The sequence below is a fragment of the Anaerobacillus arseniciselenatis genome, assembly GCF_001865995.1.
GTDB lineage: Bacteria > Bacillota > Bacilli > Bacillales > Anaerobacillaceae > Anaerobacillus > Anaerobacillus arseniciselenatis.
On record NZ_MLQQ01000001.1, the window covers coordinates 396,715 to 420,426 of the forward strand.

Genomic DNA, 23,712 nt, shown 5'->3' on the forward strand with positions numbered 1-23,712 from the left:
GTGTGTTACTCCCCCTTCTTGTTCGTTGTTTGAGCGCTTGCTATGACTAACTGACCTAATGAAACTCCACCATCATTGCACGGTACTTTTTTATGTGTAAAAACTTCAAAACCATTCTCTTTTAATAGCCTCACAAGATGATAAAAAAGGAAGCGATTATGAAAGCTACCACCTGATAAAACGACTTGTTTATTTAGATACGGCCTTTGTTCAAATGCTTTCATAAGTAAACCTAGACACATTTCTACAATAGTACGGTGAAACTTTTGTACAATTCGTTTTTGTTCAGTTCTTTTCTGAATATCTTCCAATAACTCTACTACCATTTCTTTAAGCGAAATTTCTAATAAGCCGCCGTTCTCAATAACACTAAATTGATAGTAATCGTTAACCCACTCTGTTTCATCGGTTAATTCCGATAAACGAATCGCCGCCTCACCGTCATGCGTAGATATATCACAAATTTTTAATAAAGCACTAACAGCATCAAATAACCTACCGCATGTTCCAGCAAGTGGACTATTAAGGTTTTGTTTCAACATTCGTTGAATGGTCTCAATTTCTGATTTCTTGTAAGGAAAAAGTTTTTGTAAATGACATAAACCACCCTCACAGTGGGATAGCACCAAACTGATGGCGTTGCGCCAAGGTTCTTTTACCGCCTTTTCTCCACCTGGTAATGGGTAATATGACATATGACCTAATCGTTCATAACTAAGGGCATCACCGTACAAAAGTTCAAATCCCCAAATATTCCCATCATCACCATAGCCTGTTCCATCTAAAATAATGCCAAAACAAGCCTCTTTTATCTGATTATCAACCATACAAGAAACGTGGTGAGCATGATGATGCTGCACTTTAATAATGCGATTACATTCCATCTCACTTGCCAACGAAGTAGTTTCATAATTGGGGTGCTTGTCAACAGCAATGACTTCATGCTTTATCCCTACCCACTTCATTAAATGTTTAAGTTCATGTAAAAAATGATCCGTTACTTCGACACTTCCCATATCCCCTATGTGCGGCCCAATAAAAATTTGCTCACCTCGACCTATTGCAAACGTATTTTTTTGCTGAGGACCTAATGCTACAATTCCATTTATATTAGTATCTATAAAAAAAGGGTCTGGTACGTATCCCCTTGCTCGCCTAAAAAACTGAAGCTCATTATTTACGATTTGAACAACGGAATCATCAAGTGGATGCTCTATTTCTCTATCGGAAGTTAAAATAAAGTCAGCAATTCCTCTTAAATATGAAAATATTTCATTATCTTGATATAACATTGGTAATCCTGACGGGTTAGCGCTCGTCATGATTAACACTTCGTAATCAGCCTTCATAAAAAGCAATTTGTGTAGCGGTGTATAAGGTAACATTACACCAATCGTTTTCATCCCTGGAGCAACACACTCTGGGATCAATTGATGATTATTTTTTTTAACGACGACAATTGGCGATTCCGGAGAGTCGAGTAAGTGCTTTTCAGCCTCCGATAAATTCGTTATTTCTTCGATCGTATTACGTTCATTAGCCATAACTGCAAGCGGGCGCTTCGGACGTTTTTTCCTATTTCTTAGTTCTCTAACAGCAGTTTCATTCGTTGCATCACAAGCAAGGTGAAAGCCACCGATCCCTTTGATCGCGACAATTGCTCCTTTCGCTAGTAGACATTTACACTGCTCTAAAGCACTTTCTCCTGTGGTGACCACAGTCCCTTCCATTGAAAGTAACGATAACTTCGGACCACAGCTCGGACAAGCAATTGGCTGAGCATGGTGACGACGATCAAGGGGGTCTTCATACTCTTCTTTACAATCTGGGCACATTTTAAATTTCTCCATCGTCGTAAAGGGACGATCATAAGGTAACGCTTTTATGATCGTGTACCTCGGCCCACACTCGGTGCAATTAATAAATGGATAGTTATAACGAAAATCAGATTCATCCGTCATTTCTGCGATACAAGCTGGGCAAACACTGGCATCTACAGGGATGACAAGTGAAGATTTTCCTTTACGGTCACTTTCTATAATGGTGAAAGTTTGATAATTTTCAAACATTGCAGTAGCTTCTACCTGTACATGATCGATTCTTGCTAAGCGTGGCTGATTATTTTGTAGCTGTTCGATAAAACTATGGAGGTTAGCGGCAGTCCCTTCTGCTACAATGTTCACCCCATCCATATTGTTTTGAACCGTTCCTTTAATGGAGTACTTTTTTGCAATCGAAAATACAAAGGGGCGAAATCCAACTCCTTGAACACGCCCTTTCACTACAATTTTGACAGCTTTATCGAGTTTCATAAGCCTCTTTAATCCAACTAACCCAAGCTTCAACTCCCTCACCAGTTGTCGCTGATATGTTCATTAGCTTTGAATGTGGATTAATACCCTTTAAATCCTTTATCGCAGTATCAACATCAAAATTTAAATAAGGAAGTAAATCTATTTTATTTAAAAGTACGAGCTCTGTGCGCCGAAACATGACCGGATATTTAGGGATTTTATCGTTCCCTTCAGGAACACTTAAAATGGCGACTTTATGTTTTTGACCGAGGTCATACCCCGAAGGACAAACTAAGTTTCCAACATTTTCGATAAATAAAATATCTATCTCTTCTAAATTGAAGTTTGGAATCGTTTTAGCTACCATTCTTGCATCTAAATGGCAACCACCGTTTGTATTAATTTGGACCGCACGAGCTCCTGCAGCGCGTATACGATCTGCATCTATTTCTGTCGCTAAATCACCTTCAATGACACCAATTTTATAGTCATTGGCTAGTTCTTGAATCGTTCTTTCTAATAATGTTGTTTTTCCAGCACCAGGTGAACTCATCAAATTAATAACAAGTGTCTTGCTTTTTATAAATTCGTCTCTCAAAAAAGCGGCGGCACTATTGTTGTCGGCTAATACATCTTCATTTAACGTAATTTTCATATTTTTTTAACTCCCCTCATATGAATAAACTTTAAACGTTTCTCCTGAAATTAATTCTCCACTTGGTATACAACAGGTAGGGCAAACAGATAACCTTTTTTCTGGGATGTATTCTGATTCACAAACGCAGCATCTTGCTTTTGCTTCTTCGTTAATAATGACTAGTTTCGTATTCTTGTCCAAAAAAGGAATAGATTGTGTTTTGTAAATCTCCAGTGCCATCTCTAATGCATCAGGCATCGCGTTACTAACTTCCCCTACAATTAATTCTATTTTTTCTACTTTTGAAAAATTCCGTTTCTGTACATCTTCACCGATAATTTTTAAAATATCACCCATTAACGCCATTTCATGCATGGACATCTTCCTTTCGCAACGGTTGCTAACTGCTTTTATTAAAGAGAATGATTTACTGACTCTTCAAGCCGATAAACCATTCTCCGTTTGTTTCTTTCATTGAGTGGCGTTCACATGTAAGCTCGCCGGAATCTTTCTGTACATCATACGTTTTATCACAGCTAAAGCATTTTAACTTTTTTTCATAAGTTATCCATTGCGCTAAACAATTGCAGCTTATGCATTTTTTTTCGTATGCTTTTAAACTCTTTCCATCTGAAAAAAATAAAATAGAATGATTATTTATAAAACGGTCTTGTGCACCGAGAAAAGAACTCGGGCTCATTGTTTTAAGTGGGAACCACTGTATACCAACAATATGATCCGCGACCTCATCTAGCTTTTCAATTTCCTCGGAAATTACAGGAAAAGTAATTCCTTTCGTTGTGTCTATTAAACTTTTCCTTAATTCAGCTAAAAACTGAAGCCTATTCATGCTGATCAAGCCAACTTTCAACTTTCTCCTTTATTAAACATGCTAAATCAGGTAATTTACTTTTCACAGTATCTGTTAATTCAACGCCTAATTTAAGAGATTCAGGCTGAATGCCAAACATGATCATTTGTTTCGGTAAATTCTCTCTAATTTGTGCTGCAAACAGTACTTCTTGAAAACCGACTTGATGAATTGACATCTTCACACCAAAATATTTCGGAATTTCATCTTGGTCAACTGTGATAATCGACCCTGGTTCTTTATCGGCATTGATCGCGTCAATAATAATCAAATACTCGGTATCTTCTACTGGACCTAATAGCTTAATACCATCGGTAGCCCCTTCAATAATTTCCACTTTACTTTCGTAATCTTTTAAAATATCTTCAAGAAGCGGAATAACTTGAACGCCAACACCCTCATCTGAATAGAGGGTGTTGCCGATACCTAAAATCGTTATTTGTTTTTGTTTAACTTCACTTGTACTCATAACTTTTCACCTACATTTAGTTATCGTCTTTATCTTCCTGCTTCTTTTCAATTTTGTAGCCTGTAAACATACTTGAGATCGCACCATTTTTACTGAGCCAATCATCACGAAAAGCCATGTAAATATGGACAATTGAAAAAATAACAAAACTCCATGTTACTAAATTATGAAGAGAGCGTACTCCAAAACTATCTCCCCCAAAGATATAGGGTACCCAGGCAAATTGAGCGGCTAACCACGTATGAGGCTGTGGTTCGAAAAGTAAGAAAAATCCTGTAAATATTGCAATAATTGAACCAATAACGAAGAAGATCCAATAACTAAGTTCAGCTAATGGGTTGTGCCCAATATAATGTTTCTTTTTATTTTTCATAAGCAAATAATATTTAATAGTCTCAAGAGTTCCTAGCCAAAATTCTTTTGTGAACGGCTTTGATCTCGAATATTGATTACCTGCAAAAAACCAATAAATTCGAAAGATGAAGTTCAACGTAAATATAAAGGCGGTGAAAATATGAACATTACGAACCCATCCCATTTCATTTGATGTGGCATCAGTATGAACAGTTGGTGAGAAAAATGGAGTAGCGATATAGAGACCAGTTATAATTAAGATTAGAATACTGAATGCTGCAATCCAATGAAAAATGCGGACAGGTAACTGCCAAACGTAAACCTTTTCTAATTGGTCTTCCGATTGTGAGACATTCCTCTTTTCATTGACGGGAACGGCCATTTCCTCCCCCCCTAACTTAATTTAATCTCAGTTGTCTTTTTGTTCTTCAAGTCCGTTAAGTGAACAGCACAAGCTAGGCACGGATCAAAAGAATGAATGATTCTTAATATTTCTATAGGTTGATCAGGATCGATGACAGGCGTGTCTTTTAATGCTGCTTCGTACGGACCACTTTGACCTTTATTATCTTTCGGTGAAGCCAGCCAAGTCGTTGGAACAACCATCTGATACTTACTTGTTTTGCCATTTTCAATTCCGACCCAATGGGCTAATGCTCCGCGTGGCGCTTCCATCCAACCTACACCTTTTGCTTCTTTAGGCCAATTGTCCGGATCCCACATTGTGCGGTCAAAGGTTACTTGGTCACCGTTTTTAATATTGTTTAATAAAGCATCCATATCGTTTCTTAACCACTGAACAATTAATGCAGTTTCTAAGCCTCTTGCTACCGTTCTTCCAAGTGCTGATTGTAGAGCTGAAAGCGGTACATTAAGCTTATTTAACGTATCATCGACAATGTTTACAATTTCCGGTTGTCCTTTCGCATAACCTACCATTATCCTTGCTAAAGGGCCTACTTCCATAGGATTCTCACGCCAGCGTGGCGCCTTCACCCACGTATACTTTTCTTCTTCATCTAAGTTTTTATATGGAATATTCGGACCACTATACTTTAATGTTGTTTCACCTTCCCAAGGATGTTTCCCTCCCCCTGAGTTCCCATCATACGTATACCATGAATAATCAATAAATTCTTTGATTTGTTCAGGGTCTCGAAGGTCAATATCTAATACTTCATTTAAATTTCCATTTAAAATGATTCCTCTCGGCATTCGATATAATTTAGTATCCCGAACATCACCTGTAGAAAAATCACCAAAACTCATATAATTTTGAATTCCACCGCCGTGGAGCCAATCTTTATAATAAGAACCAATCGCTAGTAAGTCAGGGATATAAACTTTATTAACAAATTCCATTGCTCGATCTATAATTTCAGAGATTTGAGTTAATTGTGAGGCATTCACAGAATTGTCACGATTAATATCAATCGGTGTCGCCATTCCACCAACAACATAATGTGGATGTGGATTTTTCCCACCTAATATCGTATGAATTTTAACAATTTCTTTTTGCCACTCTAGCGCTTCTAAATAATGAGCAACTGCGAGTAAGTTGACTTCTGGAGGGAGCTTATAGGCTTCATGGCCCCAGTAACCGTTTGCAAATATTCCTAACTGGCCGCTGTCAACGACCTTCTGGACCTTTTGCTGAACTTCTCTAAAATAACCAGGGGACGACTTCGCCCAGTCAGAGATCGATTGAGCAATTTTACTTGTTTCTTCTGGGTCAGCACTTAATGCACTCACAACATCTACCCAATCTAGGGCGTGTAAATGATAAAAGTGAACGACATGGTCATGAACAAACTGAGCTTCATTCATAATTTCACGAATAAGCTGCGCATTCCTTGGGATTTTAATATCCAGTGCATCTTCTACCGAGCGAACAGAAGCTAATGCATGCGTCGTTGTACATACGCCACAAACTCGCTGTACGAAAGCCCACACATCTCGAGGATCACGACCCGTTACAATTTGCTCTAACCCTCGAACGCCCGTTCCGGAACTTAACGCATTTTTTATGACACCGTTTTCAATATCAGCTTCAATACGCAAGTGACCCTCTATTCTCGTTACCGGATCGACTACAATACGTTCAGTCATTTTCTGTCACCTCAACCTTCTTGTGAACTATTTTTTTCACTATTAGCTTTTTCGTCTTTCTTTTTCTTCATAGCAGTTAATGCCGCATGCCCTGCAATCCCAGCAGCAGTTGCTCCTGTTGCATATAACCCTACCTTTTCAGGATTAATCGTCGTTTGTGTTCCAGGAATTTTTGCTCTTCTTGTGAAAAATGGTCCTTCGTCCCAAAAGTTCTTTTCAGAACATCCAATACAAGGATTTCCAGATTGAATCGGATAACTAACACCACCATTCCATCTCATTTCTGCACAAGCATTGTACGTTGTCGGACCTGCACAGCCTACTTTGTATAAACAGTAGCCCACTTTCGCTCCTTCATCATCAAACGACTCAACAAAAAGTCCAGCATCGAAATATGCTCTTCTATTACATTTATCGTGAATTCGTAATTTATAAAACGCTTTTGGTCTACCTTGACGATCTAATTCTGGTAATCTACCAAACGTAATCACATGAGCTATGACTCCTGTCATTACTTCTGCAATTGGTGGACAGCCTGGCACATTAATAATTGGTACCCCACGAACAACATCGCTTACGGCCTTTGCATTGGTTGGATTCGGTTTAGCCGCTGCAAGTCCTCCAAATGCAGAGCAACTCCCATAAGCAAGAACTGCTTTAGCATGTTTTGCTGTTTCTTTTAAAGATTCTAGTGCAGAATGTCCAGCTACTGTTAAAAATTCATCATCAGTGACATTTCCTTCAACAACTAAAATATATTCGCCTTTATATTGCTCCATAATTCTTTCCCGATTTTCTTCAATTTGATGTCCAGCAGCAGCAGATAAGAGCTCATGGTATTCTAACGAAATCATATCGAACAATACATTTTCAGTTCGCGGATGTGATGATCGAATAAAAGATTCTGAACAACCTGTGCAATCCATTAATTGTAACCAAATGACTGGGATTCTTTTATTTGTTTCCATGGCTTGAACGACTTTACCAGACTGAGAATAATCTAAACCTAAAGTAGCAGCTAACGCGGTACACACCTTCAGAAAATCTCTACGAGAAACGCCTCTTTCAATGGCGGACTCGTAAATCGTTTTTTCCGGCCTCATTTTATGTCCCTCCCTTGGTGTAAACGGACTTCCCTACAGTTTCATAGGTATCCATAAAAAAATATGTAAAATTCCAGAAATAATGTTTGTTCCTTCGTTTATTTCACAAATAATACATATATTTCAGGAAAAAAGTCATAGAATATTAACTTATACCTATTTTTATGTTAAGAAACTGATATATAGAAAATGTCGGACTATTTTTTCATACAAAACCCGCATGACGGGATTCCGTCACCATTTAACATGTAAAAGAACGAGCGATTTCCTTCTCTTCGCTGTAAACTTCTATCGAATTTTAGAGGCTTGTTCAGGAAATCGCTCGTTCTTTTTTCATACAAAACGCTCATGACGATAATTCGTCACCATCTAGATTGTAAAAAAACGTTGACCTTTTCGCCTTTCCAACATTCCAACTAACCAACTAACCAACAAAAAAAGCCAGTCACCTTATAGAAATGAAGGTGAACTGGCATTTTTATCATTAACTTATTATTCTTGATTTTCTTGTCGTTCTCGCTTTAGTTTTCTGCGATAAACAATTTTTGATAATACAATACTTACTTCATATAAGAAGAGTAACGGTATAATAACTAATACGTCTGAAATAAAGTCAGGTGGTGAAATTAATACAGAAATCACTACAATGAAAAAGAACGCATACTTTCTATTTTTAGCCATTGCTTTTGGAGTAACAATGCCTAAGCTTGTTAAGAACATGACGACTAATGGCATTTCGAAAAGAATACTAAATGGGATCGTCATCCGTAAAACAAATTGGAAATATTTGTCTGTTGTAAACATCATTGTAAACATATCCCCGCCTAAACCAAATAAAAAGTTTAAAACGAGCGGTAAAACGATAAAATATCCGAATGATAATCCTGCTAAAAATAAGATTAATGATGCCGGAATATAGCCTAAAGTTAATTTTCTTTCTCGGTCAGTTAATGCAGGTCTAACAAAAAGCCATATTTGCAAAATAATCACAGGTACAGTTAAAGCAAGCGCGACAACGCCTGCTAACATAAGGTAAACATAAATTATGTCCATTGGCCCTAATACTGTCAGCTGCATGTCTAGATCTTTGACGATCCAATCATAAATATCTTTCACAAAAATAAAACTAGCAATAAAAAATACGATAAATGCTCCTAAAATAATCATTATTCGTTTTCGAAGTTCGTCTAAATGATCAAGGAGGTTCATATTTTGATCGCTCATACTATACATCCCCTTAAGAAAACTTGGCTTGTTGCCAAATACGCTACAAAGCTTGAATTTATATGTTACTTGAGTAAATTTCATAATCTCCTATATTGAGCTATATCAAACTATATGTAGTTGCGAACGGTTTAACGCAACTACATATAGATACTTAATGGCGGTATTATTTAATTATGAAATTCATTAAAATAAACAATAAAAAAATGCAAGACGGATTAAAAACAGGATCTCACATCTTAAGATATTTCAAATTATTAATAGAGGATGTTCAAAAAGCCCGGTAATCCAAGCTCGTGATTCTCTTCGTTGGCTCGCTTCTGTGCTACTCATGTATTAATAGCATACATTCCGCGGCTCGATTCTCCTCGGCTCTGATTATCTTCCTTTTGAACACGCACTTATATATTATTTCTTCAATAAATAATGTTAAAACGTTATTTTTTAGATTTCGACTTAGATTTGTCGTCTTCAAACTCTTCCATTACATCATCTGTCAGTTCACGAGTTGATGACTTGAATTCCCTCAACGTTTGTCCTACAGCCTTACCTAGTTCCGGTAACTTCTTCGGACCAAAAATAATCAATGCGATTACAAGAATTAATACTAAGCCTGGGATTCCGATGTTTGTTAGCATAGTTGTACCCCCTTTAGTAAACAGAAAATGAGTATTTACGTAATATTATTTACTTCCCCTAGTATACATGATCTTATTATTATATTCTACATATGTTCTATGCTTTTAACTATTGTTCACAATAATTCCATAGCTTCTTAAAAGATCATCTATTGAAATACCGTCACCAAAATCAAGACCTTCGTATAATGGTGGAGCCGTCCTTTTATTTAACTCAGTGTATTTTCTTTCAGTTTCTTCTGCAATTATGTTTTCAGTTTCACTCTCTCTCTTCCCAGTATCACTTTCTACCCTATCATCTAGGACAAACTCTCTTTCAGCGTGCTCTATTTGTATATATGGTAAATCTCTAGCAAACATTATACTTTCTTCTTGGACGAAAATTTGATAAATAACTGTCCCCCATACTAGTAAAAACAAACAAATTACACTCGACAAAATAAGCCATTGTTTCATTGATTTAACCCTTTCTATTTTAATGAATTTCATAATTCATTATTTTCGCCACGAAGATCAATATATAGTTGCGTCAAAACCATTCGCAAACTATATATTGCTTGATGTGGCTCGTTTTTGGTAATTATGAAATTCACTCATTTAACTATTATTTATTTTCATAGTATACTATAAATATCAATTTTTGGCATGCTATGAAAAAAGGTGATGAATTGTATTTATTTCTCGTTAACAATCAATCTGGGAATGGATTTAAAGTTTGGAAAAAAATATCTAAAATACTCTTAAAAAAGAACATCGAATATAAAGCCATTATTATAAAAAAAGATGCTAAAGAGATGCTTAAAATTAAAGATGAACTTACTACTAATATTAAAGCACTCGTTATCATTGGTGGCGATGGGACAATCCAAAAAGCAGTAAGTTATATTGGTGATACAGAAATTCCAATAGGAATAATCCCCGCCGGTTCTGGTAACGACTTTGCTAGAGCTTTAAACATACCTAAAAATATCCAAAAAGCGCTTAAAAAAATATTATTAATGAATACGACAACCATTGATGTGATGCAAGTAAATAACCAATTATGCCTTACTGTAGTTGGGGTTGGATTTGACGCGAAAGTCACAGAAATAACCAATCAATCAAAAATAAAAAAGTGGTTAAACTACTTTAGAATTGGTAAATTTGCTTATATTTTTAGTGTACTACGAGCAGTGTTATCCTATAAACCGACAGATGTTGAAATTAACATCGACGGTAAAACAAAATCTTATCGCAACGTTTGGCTCATTGCCATTGCCAATACTCCATATTACGGAGGTGGACTTAAGATATGTCCTGATGCGGACGAAAGCGATAACAACATCAATTTATGTATTGCCCATTCGTTATCAAGAATAGAACTTTTACTATTTTTCCCATTAGTCTTCATCGGCAAGCATACATTGCATCGCTCAGTTTCAACATTAGAGGGGCAATCTATTCAAGTCACGTCAAAAGAAAGCATTCTTGTTCAAGGTGACGGTGAAATGCTAGGAACTACTCCTACTTCTATTTCAATAAAAAGAAAAAATTTAAAAGTGATCATATAAAATTCAAACCGTCTGAATTGATTTAGAACCAAACAAAATGCTCGCCTAACGGCGAGCATTTTGTTTGGTTATGACTTCCATTTAGGTGGTGTATTTTTGTCCCAGAATATATCTCCTAAATGGTGATGTTTTTCAAAACGATCACTGTAAAGGTGATAATGAAAGTTAAATGAATGTCCTTCACGAGGGTGATTCACACGTCGCACATGAAAGCGTGCAACATCTTCCTTCTTTTGTAAGTCATATATATGGAAGATCTTTTCCCCATAACCGTTTGAAGGTTTTTCAGTAATTTCATATTTTTGAACTTGTTCTTCATTTGCCGACTCCACTAAAGTTTCTATGACCTCTTGGATTTTCGGGAATACTTCATTTAGAAACTCATCACCCACGTGACTTGAAATCTTAGGTCCAAACTTTTCAAATGATTGCTGCTTCGCTTGTTTTAATGCGTATGAAATAAATTGTTCATGAGCATTTATTTCAACATAATCTATTTCTTCGTCTATATGATCAATTTCTTCAGAATGAACATCTTTAAAATTATTGTCAGAGTTAGAAACAAATACTTCTTGTTCTGACGCTTCAGCATCCAAGTATGTTGGTGGAATAAAAATTCCAAAAGTCATAAACGTAATTATGACTACAGAAAGTTTTGTTAACCAAAGTCTCATAATCATTTCTCCCTAACTTGAAATCTTTTATCTTATTTTAACATAATCTATCAATCTATGAGACTAATTTCGAAGTTTTCATAAAAAATTCATGAATGTATTTTCATCATAAGATCATCAGTTATTTGAAGTTTTTCCAATCAAGACTACTTTCACCAAGAAGCTCTTCAAATGATTTGTTTTTTTCTTTTTCAATTCTTCGTTGCCTTTCTTGCTCTCTTTTTTCTTCTGATTTAACTCGCTCATTTTCTTTTAATTGCTTGCTAGCAGTTTTTAATTTTGATAAGACATCGCTATTTAGTCGTTCATTAATTTGAAAAGCATCATCATTTTGTTTTTGTTTCTTTTTCATTTCTTCCACCTCGTCAAAATTTAAGAATTCTTATTATGTAAAACGGTCATGCCAGCTTACCGTCACTAAAGTTACTGACATCAATTACATCATGAGATACATCTTAGAATTGGCTTCATGCAGCTTTGCGACGAGTAACCGCAGGAGCATCTTTCTAATATAGAAAAGGTGGGTGCTTTCACTCACTTCACCTTGACCTTCTGACGAATCTCAGACGTTCGTTCGCAAAAGCACCCACCTTTTTTCATACAAAACGCTCATGGCGAAGCATCGTCACCATCTTACATGTAAAAGTCACGCGAGGGCGCACCCTAACCAACAAACCAACTAATACAAAATTACCATCGCTTTCATATCATTTAATTTTACCATATGAGCACGATAAACAATATAGCAACATAAAAAGGACGCAAATTTGAGGTGAGTTTCAATTGCTTTTTCTCATTTTTATTGTTATTGCTGCAGTGACTATTTTTGCTGCGATGAAATTATCTACATATGCCGACATTATTAGTGTAAAAACAGCTGTGGGTGGTATGTTAATCGGCTCGATGCTACTCGCTGGAGCAACATCATTACCTGAAATTACAACGAGCTATACATCAATCGCTTTAGGAAACCCTGACTTAGCTGTAGGTAACATTCTTGGTAGTAATTTGTTCAATTTACTAATTTTAGCTTGTTTAGATCTATATTTTCGTAAAGATCAATTTTTTAAAAAAATATGGATGCAACACCGCTATACTGCTGGTATTGGTTTTGCATTAATGTTAATTATATTATTTTCCTTGCAAACCCCTCTTATGTTTATGATCCTGGGCATTGGGCTTGATACGTTTTTAATCTTAACCGGGTATATAGTTGGAATGATCCTTTTATCTAAGGTGAAACAAACAGCTAAAAACAATGAAAACGACATAGACGATCAAAATAGCCGAGAAGTGCCACTGCCCTCATTAACAGCTAAACAAGCATTGAAGAGATTTATCGTGGCTGCAATTTTCATCTTGGTTACTGGATCACTTTTAACTTTTGTTGGTGACAGAATTGCAGTCGTTACCGGTTTAGGAGCGAGTTTTGTCGGAAGTTTCTTACTTGCTGCATCAACTTCCCTACCAGAAGCCGTAGCCTGCTTTGTTGCCTGTAGACTAAGGAACTTTAATTTAGCCATCGGTTCAATATTAGGGAGTAATTTATTTAACATTTTAATTCTTTGTGGTACAGATATCTTTTATCGAACAGGCCCATTGTTATTGCATGTAGATCCTGTTCATGAACTTACAGCTTCTCTAGTAATATTTTTGTATGTAGTCACGTTTTATTTACTTATTCGTATTAAAGCGAAAACCCCCATCCGCTATTCAATACCATCGTTAATAATTGTATTTTCTTATATTGTGACAAGTTACTATATTTTTATTTACTCGTAACTTATTTTGAATGCTTGTAGGGAAATGGTTTTCGTTATATAATTCAGTCAAATTAAGCCATTTGAAACATTTTTTGTTTAGTATCGTATTATTTAATATAGGGAATAGGAGGGATTAACTATGGAAGAAAAAAACTCATTTAATATAGACATAGACCACAAAGTAAAACAATACTTTACACCGTTAAATGAAGAACAAGATGTCGATAAGCTACTTGAAAAATTAAACGACTTAGGAACTGAAGCTCAAAAAGATGCTGGGGAATCGTTAGAAGCGTTAAAGCGCCCTGTAAAAGATATGATGGATCAACCGAACAATGAGCTTCCGCAAAATTTACACCGCTTAAAGGAAATCGTTGGCGAACTTGAACCAAGCCACTTGAAAAAAGGGCAAGTTCAAAGTTTCTTTGATCGGTTACTAAAAAGAAACCCGATGGAACAATATGCAAAAAAATATAAAACCGTTGAAGCACAAGTCGAAAATATCATTGAAGCTTTACTCCTCGGTAAAGATAAGCTTCAAGAAGATACTGTCATGCTCCATCAACTAAAAGAAGTAGCGATCACGAGAATTAATGGTCTAAATGAACAAATTGAAGTAGGAAAACAGTTAAATCATATGTTAGAAGCTAAAATGACTGAAGAAGATTTGCAAGGAAATAAACAATCACTACAAAAAGGTCAGCAAAAAGTTATTTCTAGAATTAAAAATATGTCTCAAGCAGTCCTTGTTTTACAACAGTCTCTAGCTAGCGTCGACTTAATCGTCGAAAATAATGAGAAGCTTGAAGAAGCTATTTTTAATGCGATTACAATGACAAAAAACATTATTACCGTCACAGCTTCGATCCAACTTGCATTAGGAAATCAAAAGACGGTCATTGATGCTGTGAAAAACGTTAATGAAGCTACTGAAGCAATGCTTCTATCCAATGCCCAAGCGCTAAAATCTAATACCGAAGATACATTAAAAATGTTAGAAGAACCTGCGATTGCTATTGAAACATTTAAAAAAGCTTATGAAGATGTTTATGCTGCAATTCAGTTAACAGAAAGCTCAAATGAACGAATTGTTAATAGTGGAAAAAAATTCATTCATGAGCTTGATGAACTGAATCATCAAATGAAACAAAAATTATTAGAATAATTGGTAAGGAGAAACTGTTATGCCTTTATTCAACCGTTTATTGGAGATTCCTTTATTTGAAAATTGGCTTCCTGATCGACTTAAACCTGTAAAAGATGAATTTATTTCTGACCAATATAGTCAAACTCTCCTTACAGAAACAGAAAACTTTATTAATGAAATCATTAATCTGTCTGATATGGAAAGAATTAATCGCCATTTCAAAAAGAACACCTCTCAAGTAAAGATTAACTTAAAAATTAAAAAAAAGAGGATGAGATTAGACTTCGGCGACCAAAAACGATCTGAAGCCCCAATAAAGAAGAGAGTCATTATTGATGTCTATCGAAAAATTTATAAAGCTAAAAATGGGGTCGGTAAAGTTACAGAAGCAACCATTTACTACACTTACCAAGGGCAGTCTTTCGTCCGTTCAGTAAAGCGATCACCTTATTTAAGAAGTATTTTTTATAAACTAGACATGTTAGATGACGCTTTAATTGGTAGATTGGTTAAAGAAAATGAGCTGCAAATAAGGCCTGACACGAATAGTCCGCCGACGGAAAAACAAGAAGAAATTAAGGCGTTACTCGTTGAAATTAAAAGAATTACAAAACAAAACATAAGTTTATCCGTAGATCCAATTATCGAAAATAGATTGGCTCATATTATCGAGCATATTGACACTATCACTCCAGATTTTCACTTACTTGATGTTGAAGAAAGGCATATGTTAAAAAGAATTCTTCGTGAAGACTTACCTAACTTACTACATTCTTATTTAGCACTTACTAATCAGCAGCAATTAGAACAGAAGGAAAATATTTTTGTGGCATTATCAAGAATTGAACTAAAAATACTTGCTCTTATTAAAGAAATGGAAAAGATGAAACTAGAGCGAATGGAACATTTATTGAGATTAAATAAAGTTCGCTATGATAAATAATTTGTTCATGTAGCTGTTTTTATCTTACTTCTCGGAGAATCGTTCTACTTTTAACACACTTACATTTACAAAAAAACGTTGTTCGATTAAGATAATTGTATAAATATTCTAACTTTCTATTCCAAGGGGGAGAAAATGAAGAAAAAACCATTTGATTTAGGAAATCGAATCCATTTAATTGATGGCTTCGATTTGGGAATTCCTAGTAGAACAGGTACATATGTCATTAATGAAGATGAACTAACTTTAGTAGAAACGGGACCAAGTATGAGCGTTCCTTACATTTTAAATGGATTAAAGCAGCTTAACATCGACCCAGCTGACATTAAGTACATTATTGTTACTCATATTCACTTAGACCATGCTGGTGGTGCAGGTCTTTTATTAAAGGATTGCCCAAATGCAAAAGTCGTTGTACATCCTAAAGGAGCCCGTCATTTAGCAGATCCTTCTCGATTAATTCAAGGGGCAAAGGCTGTTTATAGAGATGATTTCGAACGACTTTTTGAACCGATTTTACCTATACCTGAAGAAAAACTCATCATAAAAGAAGATGGGGATACGTTATATTTAAGTGAAAATTGCCAACTAACGTTTCACCATACGCGAGGACATGCCGATCACCATTTTAGTATATATGATCCTGTTAGTAACGGTATTTTCACAGGAGATACGGTAGGAGTAAGGTATGACCAAATAAAGGAGTTCGAATTTTATTTACCTTCGACTTCACCCAATCAGTTTCGCCCTGATGAAATGATCGCATCTCTCGAAAAAATTGTAAATGAACTCAAGGTAGATACGATTTATTTCGGACACTTCGGCCCCTCAAATCAGCCAATGGAGGTATATAAACAAATCAAATATTGGCTACCAAAATTTGTAGAGACTGGAGAAAAAGTACGGGATAAAGGACACGGTCATGAACAACTATGTGAGGAATTATTAACTTTAGTTCAAAACTTCATTAGTGAAAAAAACATTGTTGAAAGCCACCATGTTTATGAAGTAATTAACGTAGACTTACAAGTTTGTTCAATGGGGATTATCTATTATCTTGAAAAAAGAAATAAGTAAATAAGAAAAGCGCAAGGCGCCCGCCTATCGGCGAAAACCGGTGGAAGACCTGCCCTTAGCGGTCAGGTATTAGACCGCTAAGGAAGGTCTGAAGTGGTCGAGCCGATGGCCCCTGAAGCTAGACAGCATTCAAAATTTTTTATACTTTCTTATCTTTTAAGAAAAGCTCCAGCGCCTTGCCTAGGCGCTGGAGCTTGACAGTTCCCAAAATTTTTTCTGATCTTTAAAAATGGTGTCCGAGTTATCTCACATCGCTTTAAGATTATAACGCATTTTAAAGGCTCACTCAAGAAGCTCGGCCACCATTAAATGTCAAAGAATCGCTGTGACACTTTTTTATTACTTCGCTTTTTCGAGCAAAAATTTCTCCATTGCTTGCGTCACTTCAAACACTGTATGCGACAACTCGTAATTTTGAATAGAAAATTCACATTGCTCTCTGTACTGTAAATCTTGGTCAAAGTGTGCTAAATGCAGTTCAATTTCCTCTTCTGAGTTACCTCGCTCTTTTTGACGTTTGATTACTGTTTCCCGATCGGCATGTACAAATATACGAACAACTTTATCTCCAAAATTCTTCCTAATCTGTTCTGTCCCTTCAATATTTAAAACGAGATAAATACAGCCTTTTTGTTGAAAACGATCAATAATATCTTGTTCCTTAATTCCGTAAAGGTTACCATCAATTTCAACACTCTCAAAAAACTCTTCGTTTTTTTCAGCTGCTAAAAACTCTTCTCGAGAAATATAATGATAGTCACGCCCCTCTACTTCATAATGACGTTTTTTTCTCGTAGTGTATGAAACAACGGTTTTCATTTGTAGTGTGTCTCCGGCTAATTTTGAAATAGTTTTTCTACCTGATCCGTCTGGGCCAGTAAAAACAAAAATCATTTCTTTTTCCTTTAAGTTGTACATATACGTCATCCCTCCACTTAAATTTTACCCTATATAACTATAGTCTAACCAATATTATACACTGTGAAATTATTAAAAACTATCAATATTTAAAATTGACATACTATTGTAAATAAAATTTGATAATAAAATCAATTCCTTATGATAATAATTTCTCAAGAAGATTAAAATGTACTATAATAAAAAAGGGAATAAATTTTTTTATAAAGTGGGGTTACTCATGAATAGAAAAGAAGCATCTAATCATATAGGAAAACCGATTCGTGTGATTGATCCACTGCTAGGTAGTTATATAGGGGAGTTAGTCGATATTATTGCAGAGCCACGTAAACCTTGGCGTGGAATTGTTAAAATAAATGCCATTGAACAATATCCTGTTCAAAATTTATCCGATATAAAAAACGAAGTAATTACTCGACCACCTTTTACTAGTGGAGAAACATATGAAATTATAGGGTCAAAAATTGAACCTGTAAATGTTGAAGATCTGGAATTAAATTTCGAAGAATCTTTACGTACTGCATTATTAAACGAAATAAGTCACTTCAACATGGAAAAAGAGAAAGTCTCGCATGTTTTAAATGAACTGCAAAATGAACTACAGAAAATAGATCCATCATACACAATTCAGTCATCAAAAGAAGCGGATTATCAATATTATACGATTTTAAAAAACAGCAAAGATATTTATTTAAACGATCAAAATAATAATTTAATACCTTTAAGTAACTGTCCTTTTGAATTTGAAATTAATGTGAACGGACATTGGCATGCTGTTCAGTACGATGATGAATTATCATTTGTTGACGATCAAACAACAAATTATGAAGTTGCTGAAGGAGATCAAATTCGGATAAATAAACAACAATTTGATCCTTATCACATTTTTATTAACGAACTTGAAAAACCTGCTTTAGATTCCTTAACTAATGGCTTAAAAAAATATGAAATGTCTCATGAACATTGTGTAAACTGTCATAATAATTTATTAAATCAATATTTAGCTACTAATGATGATAAATACTTTAAAGGGGTCAATTTCATTTCATATCAAAACAAAAGTGAAACGTTAATAGTGCAACATCATTATGAAAGAAAAATATGTACTGATGGTCAAGATGTAACGTATGATCGTTTTGAGTTTACAAACGACAAAGGTAGACGGCTATTAATGACATATACGACTGAAAGCTCATAAAAAATGTCTCTATTTTTTTCATACAAGACGATTTACCGGCACCATCTAAGATGAAAAGGTGGACACTTTCCCTCACTTCGCTGTGACCTTCTAACGAATCTCAGAGGCTCGTTCACGAAACTGTCCACCTTTTTTCATACAAACGTTCATGACGATTAATCGTCACCGTCTACTATGTAAAAATCAGGCATTCCAACTTTCCAACTTTCGGCTTTCTAACCAACAAACCAACTTCCCTATTCTTTTGTTTCTTCATAGGAATACCATGATAATAAATCTTCTTTTTGTTTTTTACTAACATCAACTAAATTAAATGACTTGCCTGTAATACTATATAAAATTGAGGTTTGAATCGTATAAAGTGACCTTATTTGTTGTATTATAGATTGTCTGGCTTCAAACGCCTGGACCCTCTGTTTTGGTATGACCACTAAAGTTTTTGAAACCGTCCGATAAGACATCCATAAATATCCTTTATTTCTTCCAATTCCACCATCTTTAAATTGAAGGTTACCGTATAGAATGGCAATTGGTATAAGTAGCGTTGCAACATAACCGTAAGGAATAAAATACGTGATTATACCCGTTAGCACCACTGCTGGGACTAACTTTCGAATTACATATCTAACCCTTGCCTTTCTAGGTAACGATTCAACTGTTTGGTCAAACACAAAGTCTGGAGCAATTTGTTTCAGAGACTCATTTAAGTTTCTTTTTAAGACAATCGGAAATAAAACCGTTGAAAGCTGTTCATCTTTTGAACCACCACCTGCACTTTCAACATAAATTGATACAAGGCCAAACGGCTGTCTTAAAACACTTTCAACAACTCTTATTGCGGTTATCCGCTCCAAAGATAAGGTTAACTGCCTTCTTTCGAGAATACCTCGTGTAATTTCTAGTTCGTCACCTTTTTTTACAATTGTAAACTGACCATACTTTAATACTGTTCCGACAATTGAAATAATCCAAGACACTAAAAATATGATCAAGATAAGGACAATAATAAGGACTAAACTAGAATGAAATAAATAACCAAAGGTGTCGACAATGAATTCATCAGGTATCCACCCTTCTAGTTGCGTAAAAAGTGCTAATACTGCCATAAAAGCTAATCCTACACCACTTGAAGTTATTGCTGTTAGTAGCAACTCTTTATTTGAAAGCTCCCATTTTGTCTCTCTCTGTTCATCTTGTACAGCATTATCTATAGCAACATCGTCTGAATCCACAGTTTCGGTTTCTACTTTTACTTTATCTTTTAAAAGCTGTTCTCTGATCATTAGCGCTTCTTTCTTAGTAACAGCTTTTAATAACACTTCAGGTTCATTTCCTCCCCCAGCAGTTTCAATTTTTACAGCGACTAATTGAAATAAACGTTGTAAAACTCCAGCGGTAATATCAATACTATAAATTCGTTCTTTTCGTATAAAGCGCTGTTTTTTAATGAAGATCCCTTGTTTAATTTTCAATTCTTCATCACTAATATTATAAGTAAATGTCAACCATTTTAAATAACCGTAAAGAAACAAAAATAGAAAACCACCGATGACAAAATAAGCGGTAAACGGAAAATCCCAAGAGGCCGCCCCTCTACCAAATATAAAAGCCGCTATTATTGGTACAATCAATTCTTTTAATGCAGAAAGAAAAAGTAAAAAAATTGCCACAGGGTGCAGTCTTTTCCCTTTAGACATCTTCCTCGGCCTCCGTTGCTAGTTTTGAAATCCGATCTCGCAAATTTGCAGCCCTTTCTTCTGACAGAGCAGGAATTTGGTGGACAGTAGCAGCAGTTGTAATTGTTACAGTTGCTAATCGATATTTTCTTAGGAGTGGGCCTTGTCTCGTATCGACATGCTGAACACGAATCATTGGTATTAGCACCCTTCTCACAATAATCAGCCCAAATTGAAGGTCGACCTCATTTTCATAAACTTCATAGCGCCACCTTCGCCAACGTAGCAAAGGAATAACAAAAGTTTTCACAATTGTAATGGCTATAAAAACAGCAATAAATAGCCATAGTAAGGACGCTGGCCACAGAAAAATGTTATGGATGAAATAGTAACCGATCGGAATGACTAAATAAAAAAGCGATTGCAGTGCACCAGTTATTCGCCACACCTTTAGTGCACTTTCAGAAATTCTTTGACTAGGAATTGGTCGCATTACACTCGTTCCTTATTCTTCATCATCTGTGACGTATATGATTTTTACGCCTAATTGCTGTAATAGTTCAATTACTTCTTTATTTAAGCTTTCATCATATAAAAGACCGACAGATTCCACTAATTCAAGTTCTTCTAGATGACCTGATTCGGCGTCTTCGACGAGTTCAATAATATCAGTCAAACTTCTTTCCTCTAAAGTTTTTAAAATATCTTCTTTATTCATTTTTGGGACCTCCTATGTAAATTTATCCAATGTTAGTTTACCATTTTTTTATAATATGTGCCCAACATGCTTTAATATTTCTGTAAACGTAGCTTTATCGCCAAATGTTGCAACAACTTCGTGTTCTTTATTAATTAACACCGTTGTCGGGACACCCATACAACGGTATGCATCATACGTCTTCGTTCCTTCGTCAAAAAGTACTGGAAAAGTATAGTTTTGTTTATTTATAAATTCTTCTCCAGCACCTTTCTCGCCTTCACGTCCAGTTACATTGATCGTTAAGAACACGAGCTGGTCTGATTGAATGGAGCGATAAAATTGATCTTTCATATGTAAATCTTTTTGGGAATCAGGACACCAAGAAGCCCAAAACGTTAACATTATTGGCTTGCCAAAGAAACTTTGTAATGAAACTTCTTCGTCATCATTCATTTTTCTTAACTTAAACGTTGGTGCTTTCATTTAAAAACCTCCTAAAATGGAAAAAAATAAGGAATCGTAAACATCATAATAAACCAAATGACAAGTTGCAATGGCACACCAACTTTTACGAAGTCACTAAACTTATACCCACCTGCAGTCATTACTAAAGCATTTGTAGGTGATGCAACTGGTGTAGCAAAAGCCATGCTCGCAGCCACTGATACAGCTAATAAAAATGGGTACGGGCTAACACCTACACTTATTGCAGTCGTGATCGCAATTGGGGCAAATAATACTGCAGTTGCCGTGTTACTTATGAACTGACTAAATAACATCGTTGTGAAATAAAAGCCTCCCATTATCGCTATTGGTCCATATACACCAAGTATACCAATGATTAACTCGGACAAATATAGGACTCCACCTGTTTTTTCTAGGGCTGTTGCCATCGGGAGCATCGCTGCTATTAATATAACACTCTCCCAATTGATCCTACCGTATGCATCGTCGATATTTCTTAAACAACCTGTTAAAACCATTAACACCGCTGCAATGAGTACAGCTGTTACTGCTGGGACGATTTCAAACGTCATCATAGCTAGCATTCCCACCATAATCGCACCTGCTATAGGGGCTTTTCCGTTAGCTGCTGCCATACTCGCTTGTTCTTTCGTTTGTCCGACAACGACGACATCTTGAGTTTCTTTTGCTAAAAGTTCTAAATCCTCCCATTTCCCTTGTACTAAAAGTGCATCTCCAAATTTCAATTTTTGTTTCGCCCAATTTTTTAGTTGATATTCACCTTTGCGATTAATCCCTAATATATTTAAGTTATATTTTTCGCGAAAGTGGAAATCTGAAATTGTTTCATTGATAAAGCTAGATTGAGGTGTTAACAACACTTCTGCAACACCAAACTCCCTTGAGACAAGCTCCTCAGGGTCGGCCTGTTCGTCTTTATCAAAAAGCAAACGAAAATCCTTTTTAAATCTTTCAACATTTTCATTACTACCTTGAACATATATTACGTCATCTTCTTTTATTACCGTATCAAACTGCGCTGAAATATGATCGATCCTGGCTAATACTGGTCTATCATTTGAACGCCGCTCTATTTTAATAATCACTAAATCATAAAGTTTTGGTAGTTCTAATTCCGCAAGTTGTTTATTTATAATTGGTGAAAGTGGTTGAACTTTTATTCGAAATAATTGATCAGCAATGTGGAAAAAATCAGCTAATTCAGACGGATTCGCATCTCTTTGGGAACGAAACTGCTCTTTCGGATCACCTTTAGGTAATAATTTTTTACCAACTGTCATTAAAAAAACAATCCCGACAAATAAAGCGACGATTCCTACCGGTGTAAAATCAAAAAAAGATAGTCGCTCATAGCCGTAATCAGCTAATGTTTGACTTACAATTAGGTTCGGTGGTGTTCCTATTAAAGTTAATACCCCTCCTAAACTACTTGCAAAAGCCAAAGGCATCAAAAATTGAGCAGGGCTTTTTTTCATCCCGAGCGCTAAACTAATGACTACAGGCATCAGTACAGCAACGGTACCAGTGTTACTCATAAAAGCACTTAATACACCAACTAAGACCATTAAAATAATTAAAAGTTTTGTCTCACTTTCCCCTGCAAACTTTAACAATAAATTGCCTGCCGATTGAGCTAATCCCGTTCTAAAAATACCACCACCAACTATAAATAAACCTGCGATCATTATAACGATAGAATTAGAAAAGCCAGCCAAAGCTTCTCCTGTTGTGATTATACCTGTTAGTATTAATGCTAATAGTGAACACATTGCAACAAGGTCCGCTCGAAATTTACCGATCATAAAAAATATAGTAGTAATAAGTAAAATGACAAATGTTAAAATTAGTTGAGTGTCCATAGGTTGACCGCCTTCTTTAAAT

General features: G+C 35.6%; 25 protein-coding genes. 6 read left to right on the forward strand and 19 right to left on the reverse strand.

The genetic code is table 11. The annotated features are described in order from the left end of the window. Nucleotides 1-5: 5 nt before the first annotated feature. The 11 genes from hypF to BKP35_RS01985 form a co-directional block, all read right to left on the reverse strand. On the reverse strand, nt 6-2,312 hold the full coding sequence (hypF, locus tag BKP35_RS01935; RefSeq protein WP_071311700.1) for a carbamoyltransferase HypF: 2,307 nt from the start codon (nt 2,310-2,312) through the stop codon (nt 6-8). Beyond that, nucleotides 2,299-2,949, reverse strand: a complete 651-nt coding sequence (gene hypB / locus BKP35_RS01940; protein WP_071311701.1) for a hydrogenase nickel incorporation protein HypB — start codon at nt 2,947-2,949, stop codon at nt 2,299-2,301. The genes hypF and hypB overlap by 14 nt, the downstream gene beginning before the upstream one ends. A gap of 6 nt (nt 2,950-2,955) precedes the next feature. After that, on the reverse strand, nt 2,956-3,306 hold the full coding sequence (locus BKP35_RS01945) for a hydrogenase maturation nickel metallochaperone HypA/HybF (protein WP_071311702.1): 351 nt from the start codon (nt 3,304-3,306) through the stop codon (nt 2,956-2,958). A 52-nt stretch (nt 3,307-3,358) separates the two neighbouring features. Further along, on the reverse strand, nt 3,359-3,781 hold the full coding sequence (locus tag BKP35_RS01950) for a hypothetical protein (protein WP_071311703.1): 423 nt from the start codon (nt 3,779-3,781) through the stop codon (nt 3,359-3,361). Then, nucleotides 3,774-4,271 (reverse strand): HyaD/HybD family hydrogenase maturation endopeptidase, encoded by a 498-nt coding sequence (locus BKP35_RS01955; protein WP_071311704.1) that lies wholly within the window; start codon nt 4,269-4,271, stop codon nt 3,774-3,776. Before BKP35_RS01955 ends, BKP35_RS01950 begins: the two co-directional genes overlap by 8 nt. A gap of 16 nt (nt 4,272-4,287) precedes the next feature. Next, a complete protein-coding gene (cybH, locus tag BKP35_RS01960) occupies nt 4,288-5,007 on the reverse strand; it encodes a Ni/Fe-hydrogenase, b-type cytochrome subunit (RefSeq protein WP_071311705.1) in 720 nt (239 codons plus the stop codon). A gap of 11 nt (nt 5,008-5,018) precedes the next feature. Then, complete coding sequence (locus BKP35_RS01965; RefSeq protein ID WP_071311706.1) at nt 5,019-6,734, reverse strand: nickel-dependent hydrogenase large subunit; 1,716 nt, start codon at nt 6,732-6,734, stop codon at nt 5,019-5,021. An 11-nt stretch (nt 6,735-6,745) separates the two neighbouring features. Continuing rightward, nucleotides 6,746-7,837 (reverse strand): hydrogenase small subunit, encoded by a 1,092-nt coding sequence (locus BKP35_RS01970; RefSeq protein ID WP_071311707.1) that lies wholly within the window; start codon nt 7,835-7,837, stop codon nt 6,746-6,748. Between the two features lie 492 nt (nt 7,838-8,329). Beyond that, nucleotides 8,330-9,061 (reverse strand): twin-arginine translocase subunit TatC, encoded by a 732-nt coding sequence (gene tatC / locus BKP35_RS01975; protein ID WP_071311708.1) that lies wholly within the window; start codon nt 9,059-9,061, stop codon nt 8,330-8,332. Nucleotides 9,062-9,498: 437 nt separating this feature from the next. After that, complete coding sequence (locus tag BKP35_RS01980) at nt 9,499-9,699, reverse strand: twin-arginine translocase TatA/TatE family subunit (RefSeq protein ID WP_071311709.1); 201 nt, start codon at nt 9,697-9,699, stop codon at nt 9,499-9,501. Nucleotides 9,700-9,804: 105 nt separating this feature from the next. Then, nucleotides 9,805-10,155: a hypothetical protein gene (locus tag BKP35_RS01985; RefSeq protein WP_071311710.1), complete on the reverse strand. Its 351-nt coding sequence runs from the start codon at nt 10,153-10,155 to the stop codon at nt 9,805-9,807. A gap of 194 nt (nt 10,156-10,349) precedes the next feature. Here BKP35_RS01985 and BKP35_RS01990 point away from each other — a divergent pair, with 194 nt between their 5' ends. After that, a complete protein-coding gene (locus BKP35_RS01990; protein ID WP_084031406.1) occupies nt 10,350-11,249 on the forward strand; it encodes a diacylglycerol/lipid kinase family protein in 900 nt (299 codons plus the stop codon). 68 nt (nt 11,250-11,317) lie between these two features. On the opposite strand, the gene BKP35_RS01995 is transcribed toward BKP35_RS01990, so the two are convergent. Both BKP35_RS01995 and BKP35_RS02000 read right to left on the reverse strand, forming a co-directional pair. Further along, on the reverse strand, nt 11,318-11,923 hold the full coding sequence (locus BKP35_RS01995; RefSeq protein ID WP_071311712.1) for a YpjP family protein: 606 nt from the start codon (nt 11,921-11,923) through the stop codon (nt 11,318-11,320). 121 nt (nt 11,924-12,044) lie between these two features. Next, nucleotides 12,045-12,275, reverse strand: a complete 231-nt coding sequence (locus BKP35_RS02000; RefSeq protein ID WP_084031408.1) for a YqkE family protein — start codon at nt 12,273-12,275, stop codon at nt 12,045-12,047. A 431-nt stretch (nt 12,276-12,706) separates the two neighbouring features. Between BKP35_RS02000 and BKP35_RS02005 the strand changes: the two genes are divergently transcribed. The 4 genes from BKP35_RS02005 (at nt 12,707) to BKP35_RS02020 (ending at nt 16,853) form a co-directional block, all read left to right on the forward strand. Then, nucleotides 12,707-13,705 carry a sodium:calcium antiporter gene (locus BKP35_RS02005; RefSeq protein ID WP_071311714.1) on the forward strand — a complete coding sequence of 333 codons (999 nt, stop codon included), beginning with the start codon at nt 12,707-12,709 and terminating at the stop codon, nt 13,703-13,705. Nucleotides 13,706-13,825: 120 nt separating this feature from the next. Next, the gene (locus tag BKP35_RS02010) at nt 13,826-14,851 is read left to right on the forward strand and encodes a toxic anion resistance protein (RefSeq protein WP_071311715.1); all 1,026 of its coding nucleotides are present in this window, start codon (nt 13,826-13,828) and stop codon (nt 14,849-14,851) included. Nucleotides 14,852-14,870: 19 nt separating this feature from the next. Further along, on the forward strand, nt 14,871-15,776 hold the full coding sequence (locus BKP35_RS02015) for a hypothetical protein (protein ID WP_071311716.1): 906 nt from the start codon (nt 14,871-14,873) through the stop codon (nt 15,774-15,776). 135 nt (nt 15,777-15,911) lie between these two features. Then, entirely contained in the window at nt 15,912-16,853 is a 942-nt protein-coding gene (locus BKP35_RS02020; protein ID WP_071311717.1) for an MBL fold metallo-hydrolase, read from the forward strand. A 339-nt stretch (nt 16,854-17,192) separates the two neighbouring features. On the opposite strand, the gene BKP35_RS02025 is transcribed toward BKP35_RS02020, so the two are convergent. Continuing rightward, nucleotides 17,193-17,771, reverse strand: a complete 579-nt coding sequence (locus BKP35_RS02025; protein WP_071311718.1) for a guanylate kinase — start codon at nt 17,769-17,771, stop codon at nt 17,193-17,195. A 220-nt stretch (nt 17,772-17,991) separates the two neighbouring features. On the opposite strand from BKP35_RS02025, the gene BKP35_RS02030 reads away from it, so the two are divergent. After that, on the forward strand, nt 17,992-18,969 hold the full coding sequence (locus BKP35_RS02030) for a DUF2777 family protein (RefSeq protein WP_071312212.1): 978 nt from the start codon (nt 17,992-17,994) through the stop codon (nt 18,967-18,969). Nucleotides 18,970-19,205: 236 nt separating this feature from the next. Here the strand turns inward: BKP35_RS02030 and BKP35_RS02035 are convergent, their stop codons facing one another. From BKP35_RS02035 to BKP35_RS02055, 5 genes are read right to left on the reverse strand one after another with little or no spacing between them, the layout of a single operon-like run. After that, complete coding sequence (locus BKP35_RS02035; protein ID WP_071311719.1) at nt 19,206-20,666, reverse strand: PH domain-containing protein; 1,461 nt, start codon at nt 20,664-20,666, stop codon at nt 19,206-19,208. Then, nucleotides 20,659-21,138 (reverse strand): PH domain-containing protein, encoded by a 480-nt coding sequence (locus BKP35_RS02040; RefSeq protein WP_071311720.1) that lies wholly within the window; start codon nt 21,136-21,138, stop codon nt 20,659-20,661. The genes BKP35_RS02035 and BKP35_RS02040 overlap by 8 nt, the downstream gene beginning before the upstream one ends. Before the next feature lie 12 nt (nt 21,139-21,150). Beyond that, the gene (locus tag BKP35_RS02045) at nt 21,151-21,363 is read right to left on the reverse strand and encodes a hypothetical protein (RefSeq protein ID WP_071311721.1); all 213 of its coding nucleotides are present in this window, start codon (nt 21,361-21,363) and stop codon (nt 21,151-21,153) included. A 48-nt stretch (nt 21,364-21,411) separates the two neighbouring features. After that, on the reverse strand, nt 21,412-21,828 hold the full coding sequence (locus BKP35_RS02050; protein WP_071311722.1) for a TlpA disulfide reductase family protein: 417 nt from the start codon (nt 21,826-21,828) through the stop codon (nt 21,412-21,414). 11 nt (nt 21,829-21,839) lie between these two features. Next, nucleotides 21,840-23,690 carry an SLC13 family permease gene (locus tag BKP35_RS02055; protein WP_071311723.1) on the reverse strand — a complete coding sequence of 617 codons (1,851 nt, stop codon included), beginning with the start codon at nt 23,688-23,690 and terminating at the stop codon, nt 21,840-21,842. Nucleotides 23,691-23,712: the final 22 nt, after the last annotated feature.

Coding starts and splice junctions, on each gene's coding strand:
- BKP35_RS02010 (WP_071311715.1), top strand. CDS start 13,826: ATGGAAGAAAAAAACTCATTTAATATAGACATAGACCACAAAGTAAAA.
- BKP35_RS02020 (WP_071311717.1), top strand. CDS start 15,912: ATGAAGAAAAAACCATTTGATTTAGGAAATCGAATCCATTTAATTGAT.
- BKP35_RS01980 (WP_071311709.1), bottom strand. CDS start 9,699: ATGCTAACAAACATCGGAATCCCAGGCTTAGTATTAATTCTTGTAATC.
- BKP35_RS01955 (WP_071311704.1), bottom strand. CDS start 4,271: ATGAGTACAAGTGAAGTTAAACAAAAACAAATAACGATTTTAGGTATC.
- BKP35_RS02015 (WP_071311716.1), top strand. CDS start 14,871: ATGCCTTTATTCAACCGTTTATTGGAGATTCCTTTATTTGAAAATTGG.
- tatC (WP_071311708.1), bottom strand. CDS start 9,061: ATGAGCGATCAAAATATGAACCTCCTTGATCATTTAGACGAACTTCGA.
- BKP35_RS02040 (WP_071311720.1), bottom strand. CDS start 21,138: ATGCGACCAATTCCTAGTCAAAGAATTTCTGAAAGTGCACTAAAGGTG.
- BKP35_RS01965 (WP_071311706.1), bottom strand. CDS start 6,734: ATGACTGAACGTATTGTAGTCGATCCGGTAACGAGAATAGAGGGTCAC.
- BKP35_RS02035 (WP_071311719.1), bottom strand. CDS start 20,666: ATGTCTAAAGGGAAAAGACTGCACCCTGTGGCAATTTTTTTACTTTTT.
- BKP35_RS02025 (WP_071311718.1), bottom strand. CDS start 17,771: ATGTACAACTTAAAGGAAAAAGAAATGATTTTTGTTTTTACTGGCCCA.
- BKP35_RS01990 (WP_084031406.1), top strand. CDS start 10,350: ATGAAAAAAGGTGATGAATTGTATTTATTTCTCGTTAACAATCAATCT.
- cybH (WP_071311705.1), bottom strand. CDS start 5,007: ATGGCCGTTCCCGTCAATGAAAAGAGGAATGTCTCACAATCGGAAGAC.
- hypB (WP_071311701.1), bottom strand. CDS start 2,949: ATGAAAATTACGTTAAATGAAGATGTATTAGCCGACAACAATAGTGCC.
- BKP35_RS02055 (WP_071311723.1), bottom strand. CDS start 23,690: ATGGACACTCAACTAATTTTAACATTTGTCATTTTACTTATTACTACT.
- BKP35_RS02050 (WP_071311722.1), bottom strand. CDS start 21,828: ATGAAAGCACCAACGTTTAAGTTAAGAAAAATGAATGATGACGAAGAA.
- hypF (WP_071311700.1), bottom strand. CDS start 2,312: ATGAAACTCGATAAAGCTGTCAAAATTGTAGTGAAAGGGCGTGTTCAA.
- BKP35_RS02030 (WP_071312212.1), top strand. CDS start 17,992: ATGAATAGAAAAGAAGCATCTAATCATATAGGAAAACCGATTCGTGTG.
- BKP35_RS02045 (WP_071311721.1), bottom strand. CDS start 21,363: ATGAATAAAGAAGATATTTTAAAAACTTTAGAGGAAAGAAGTTTGACT.
- BKP35_RS01945 (WP_071311702.1), bottom strand. CDS start 3,306: ATGCATGAAATGGCGTTAATGGGTGATATTTTAAAAATTATCGGTGAA.
- BKP35_RS01995 (WP_071311712.1), bottom strand. CDS start 11,923: ATGAGACTTTGGTTAACAAAACTTTCTGTAGTCATAATTACGTTTATG.
- BKP35_RS02000 (WP_084031408.1), bottom strand. CDS start 12,275: ATGAAAAAGAAACAAAAACAAAATGATGATGCTTTTCAAATTAATGAA.
- BKP35_RS01985 (WP_071311710.1), bottom strand. CDS start 10,155: ATGAAACAATGGCTTATTTTGTCGAGTGTAATTTGTTTGTTTTTACTA.
- BKP35_RS01970 (WP_071311707.1), bottom strand. CDS start 7,837: ATGAGGCCGGAAAAAACGATTTACGAGTCCGCCATTGAAAGAGGCGTT.
- BKP35_RS01950 (WP_071311703.1), bottom strand. CDS start 3,781: ATGAATAGGCTTCAGTTTTTAGCTGAATTAAGGAAAAGTTTAATAGAC.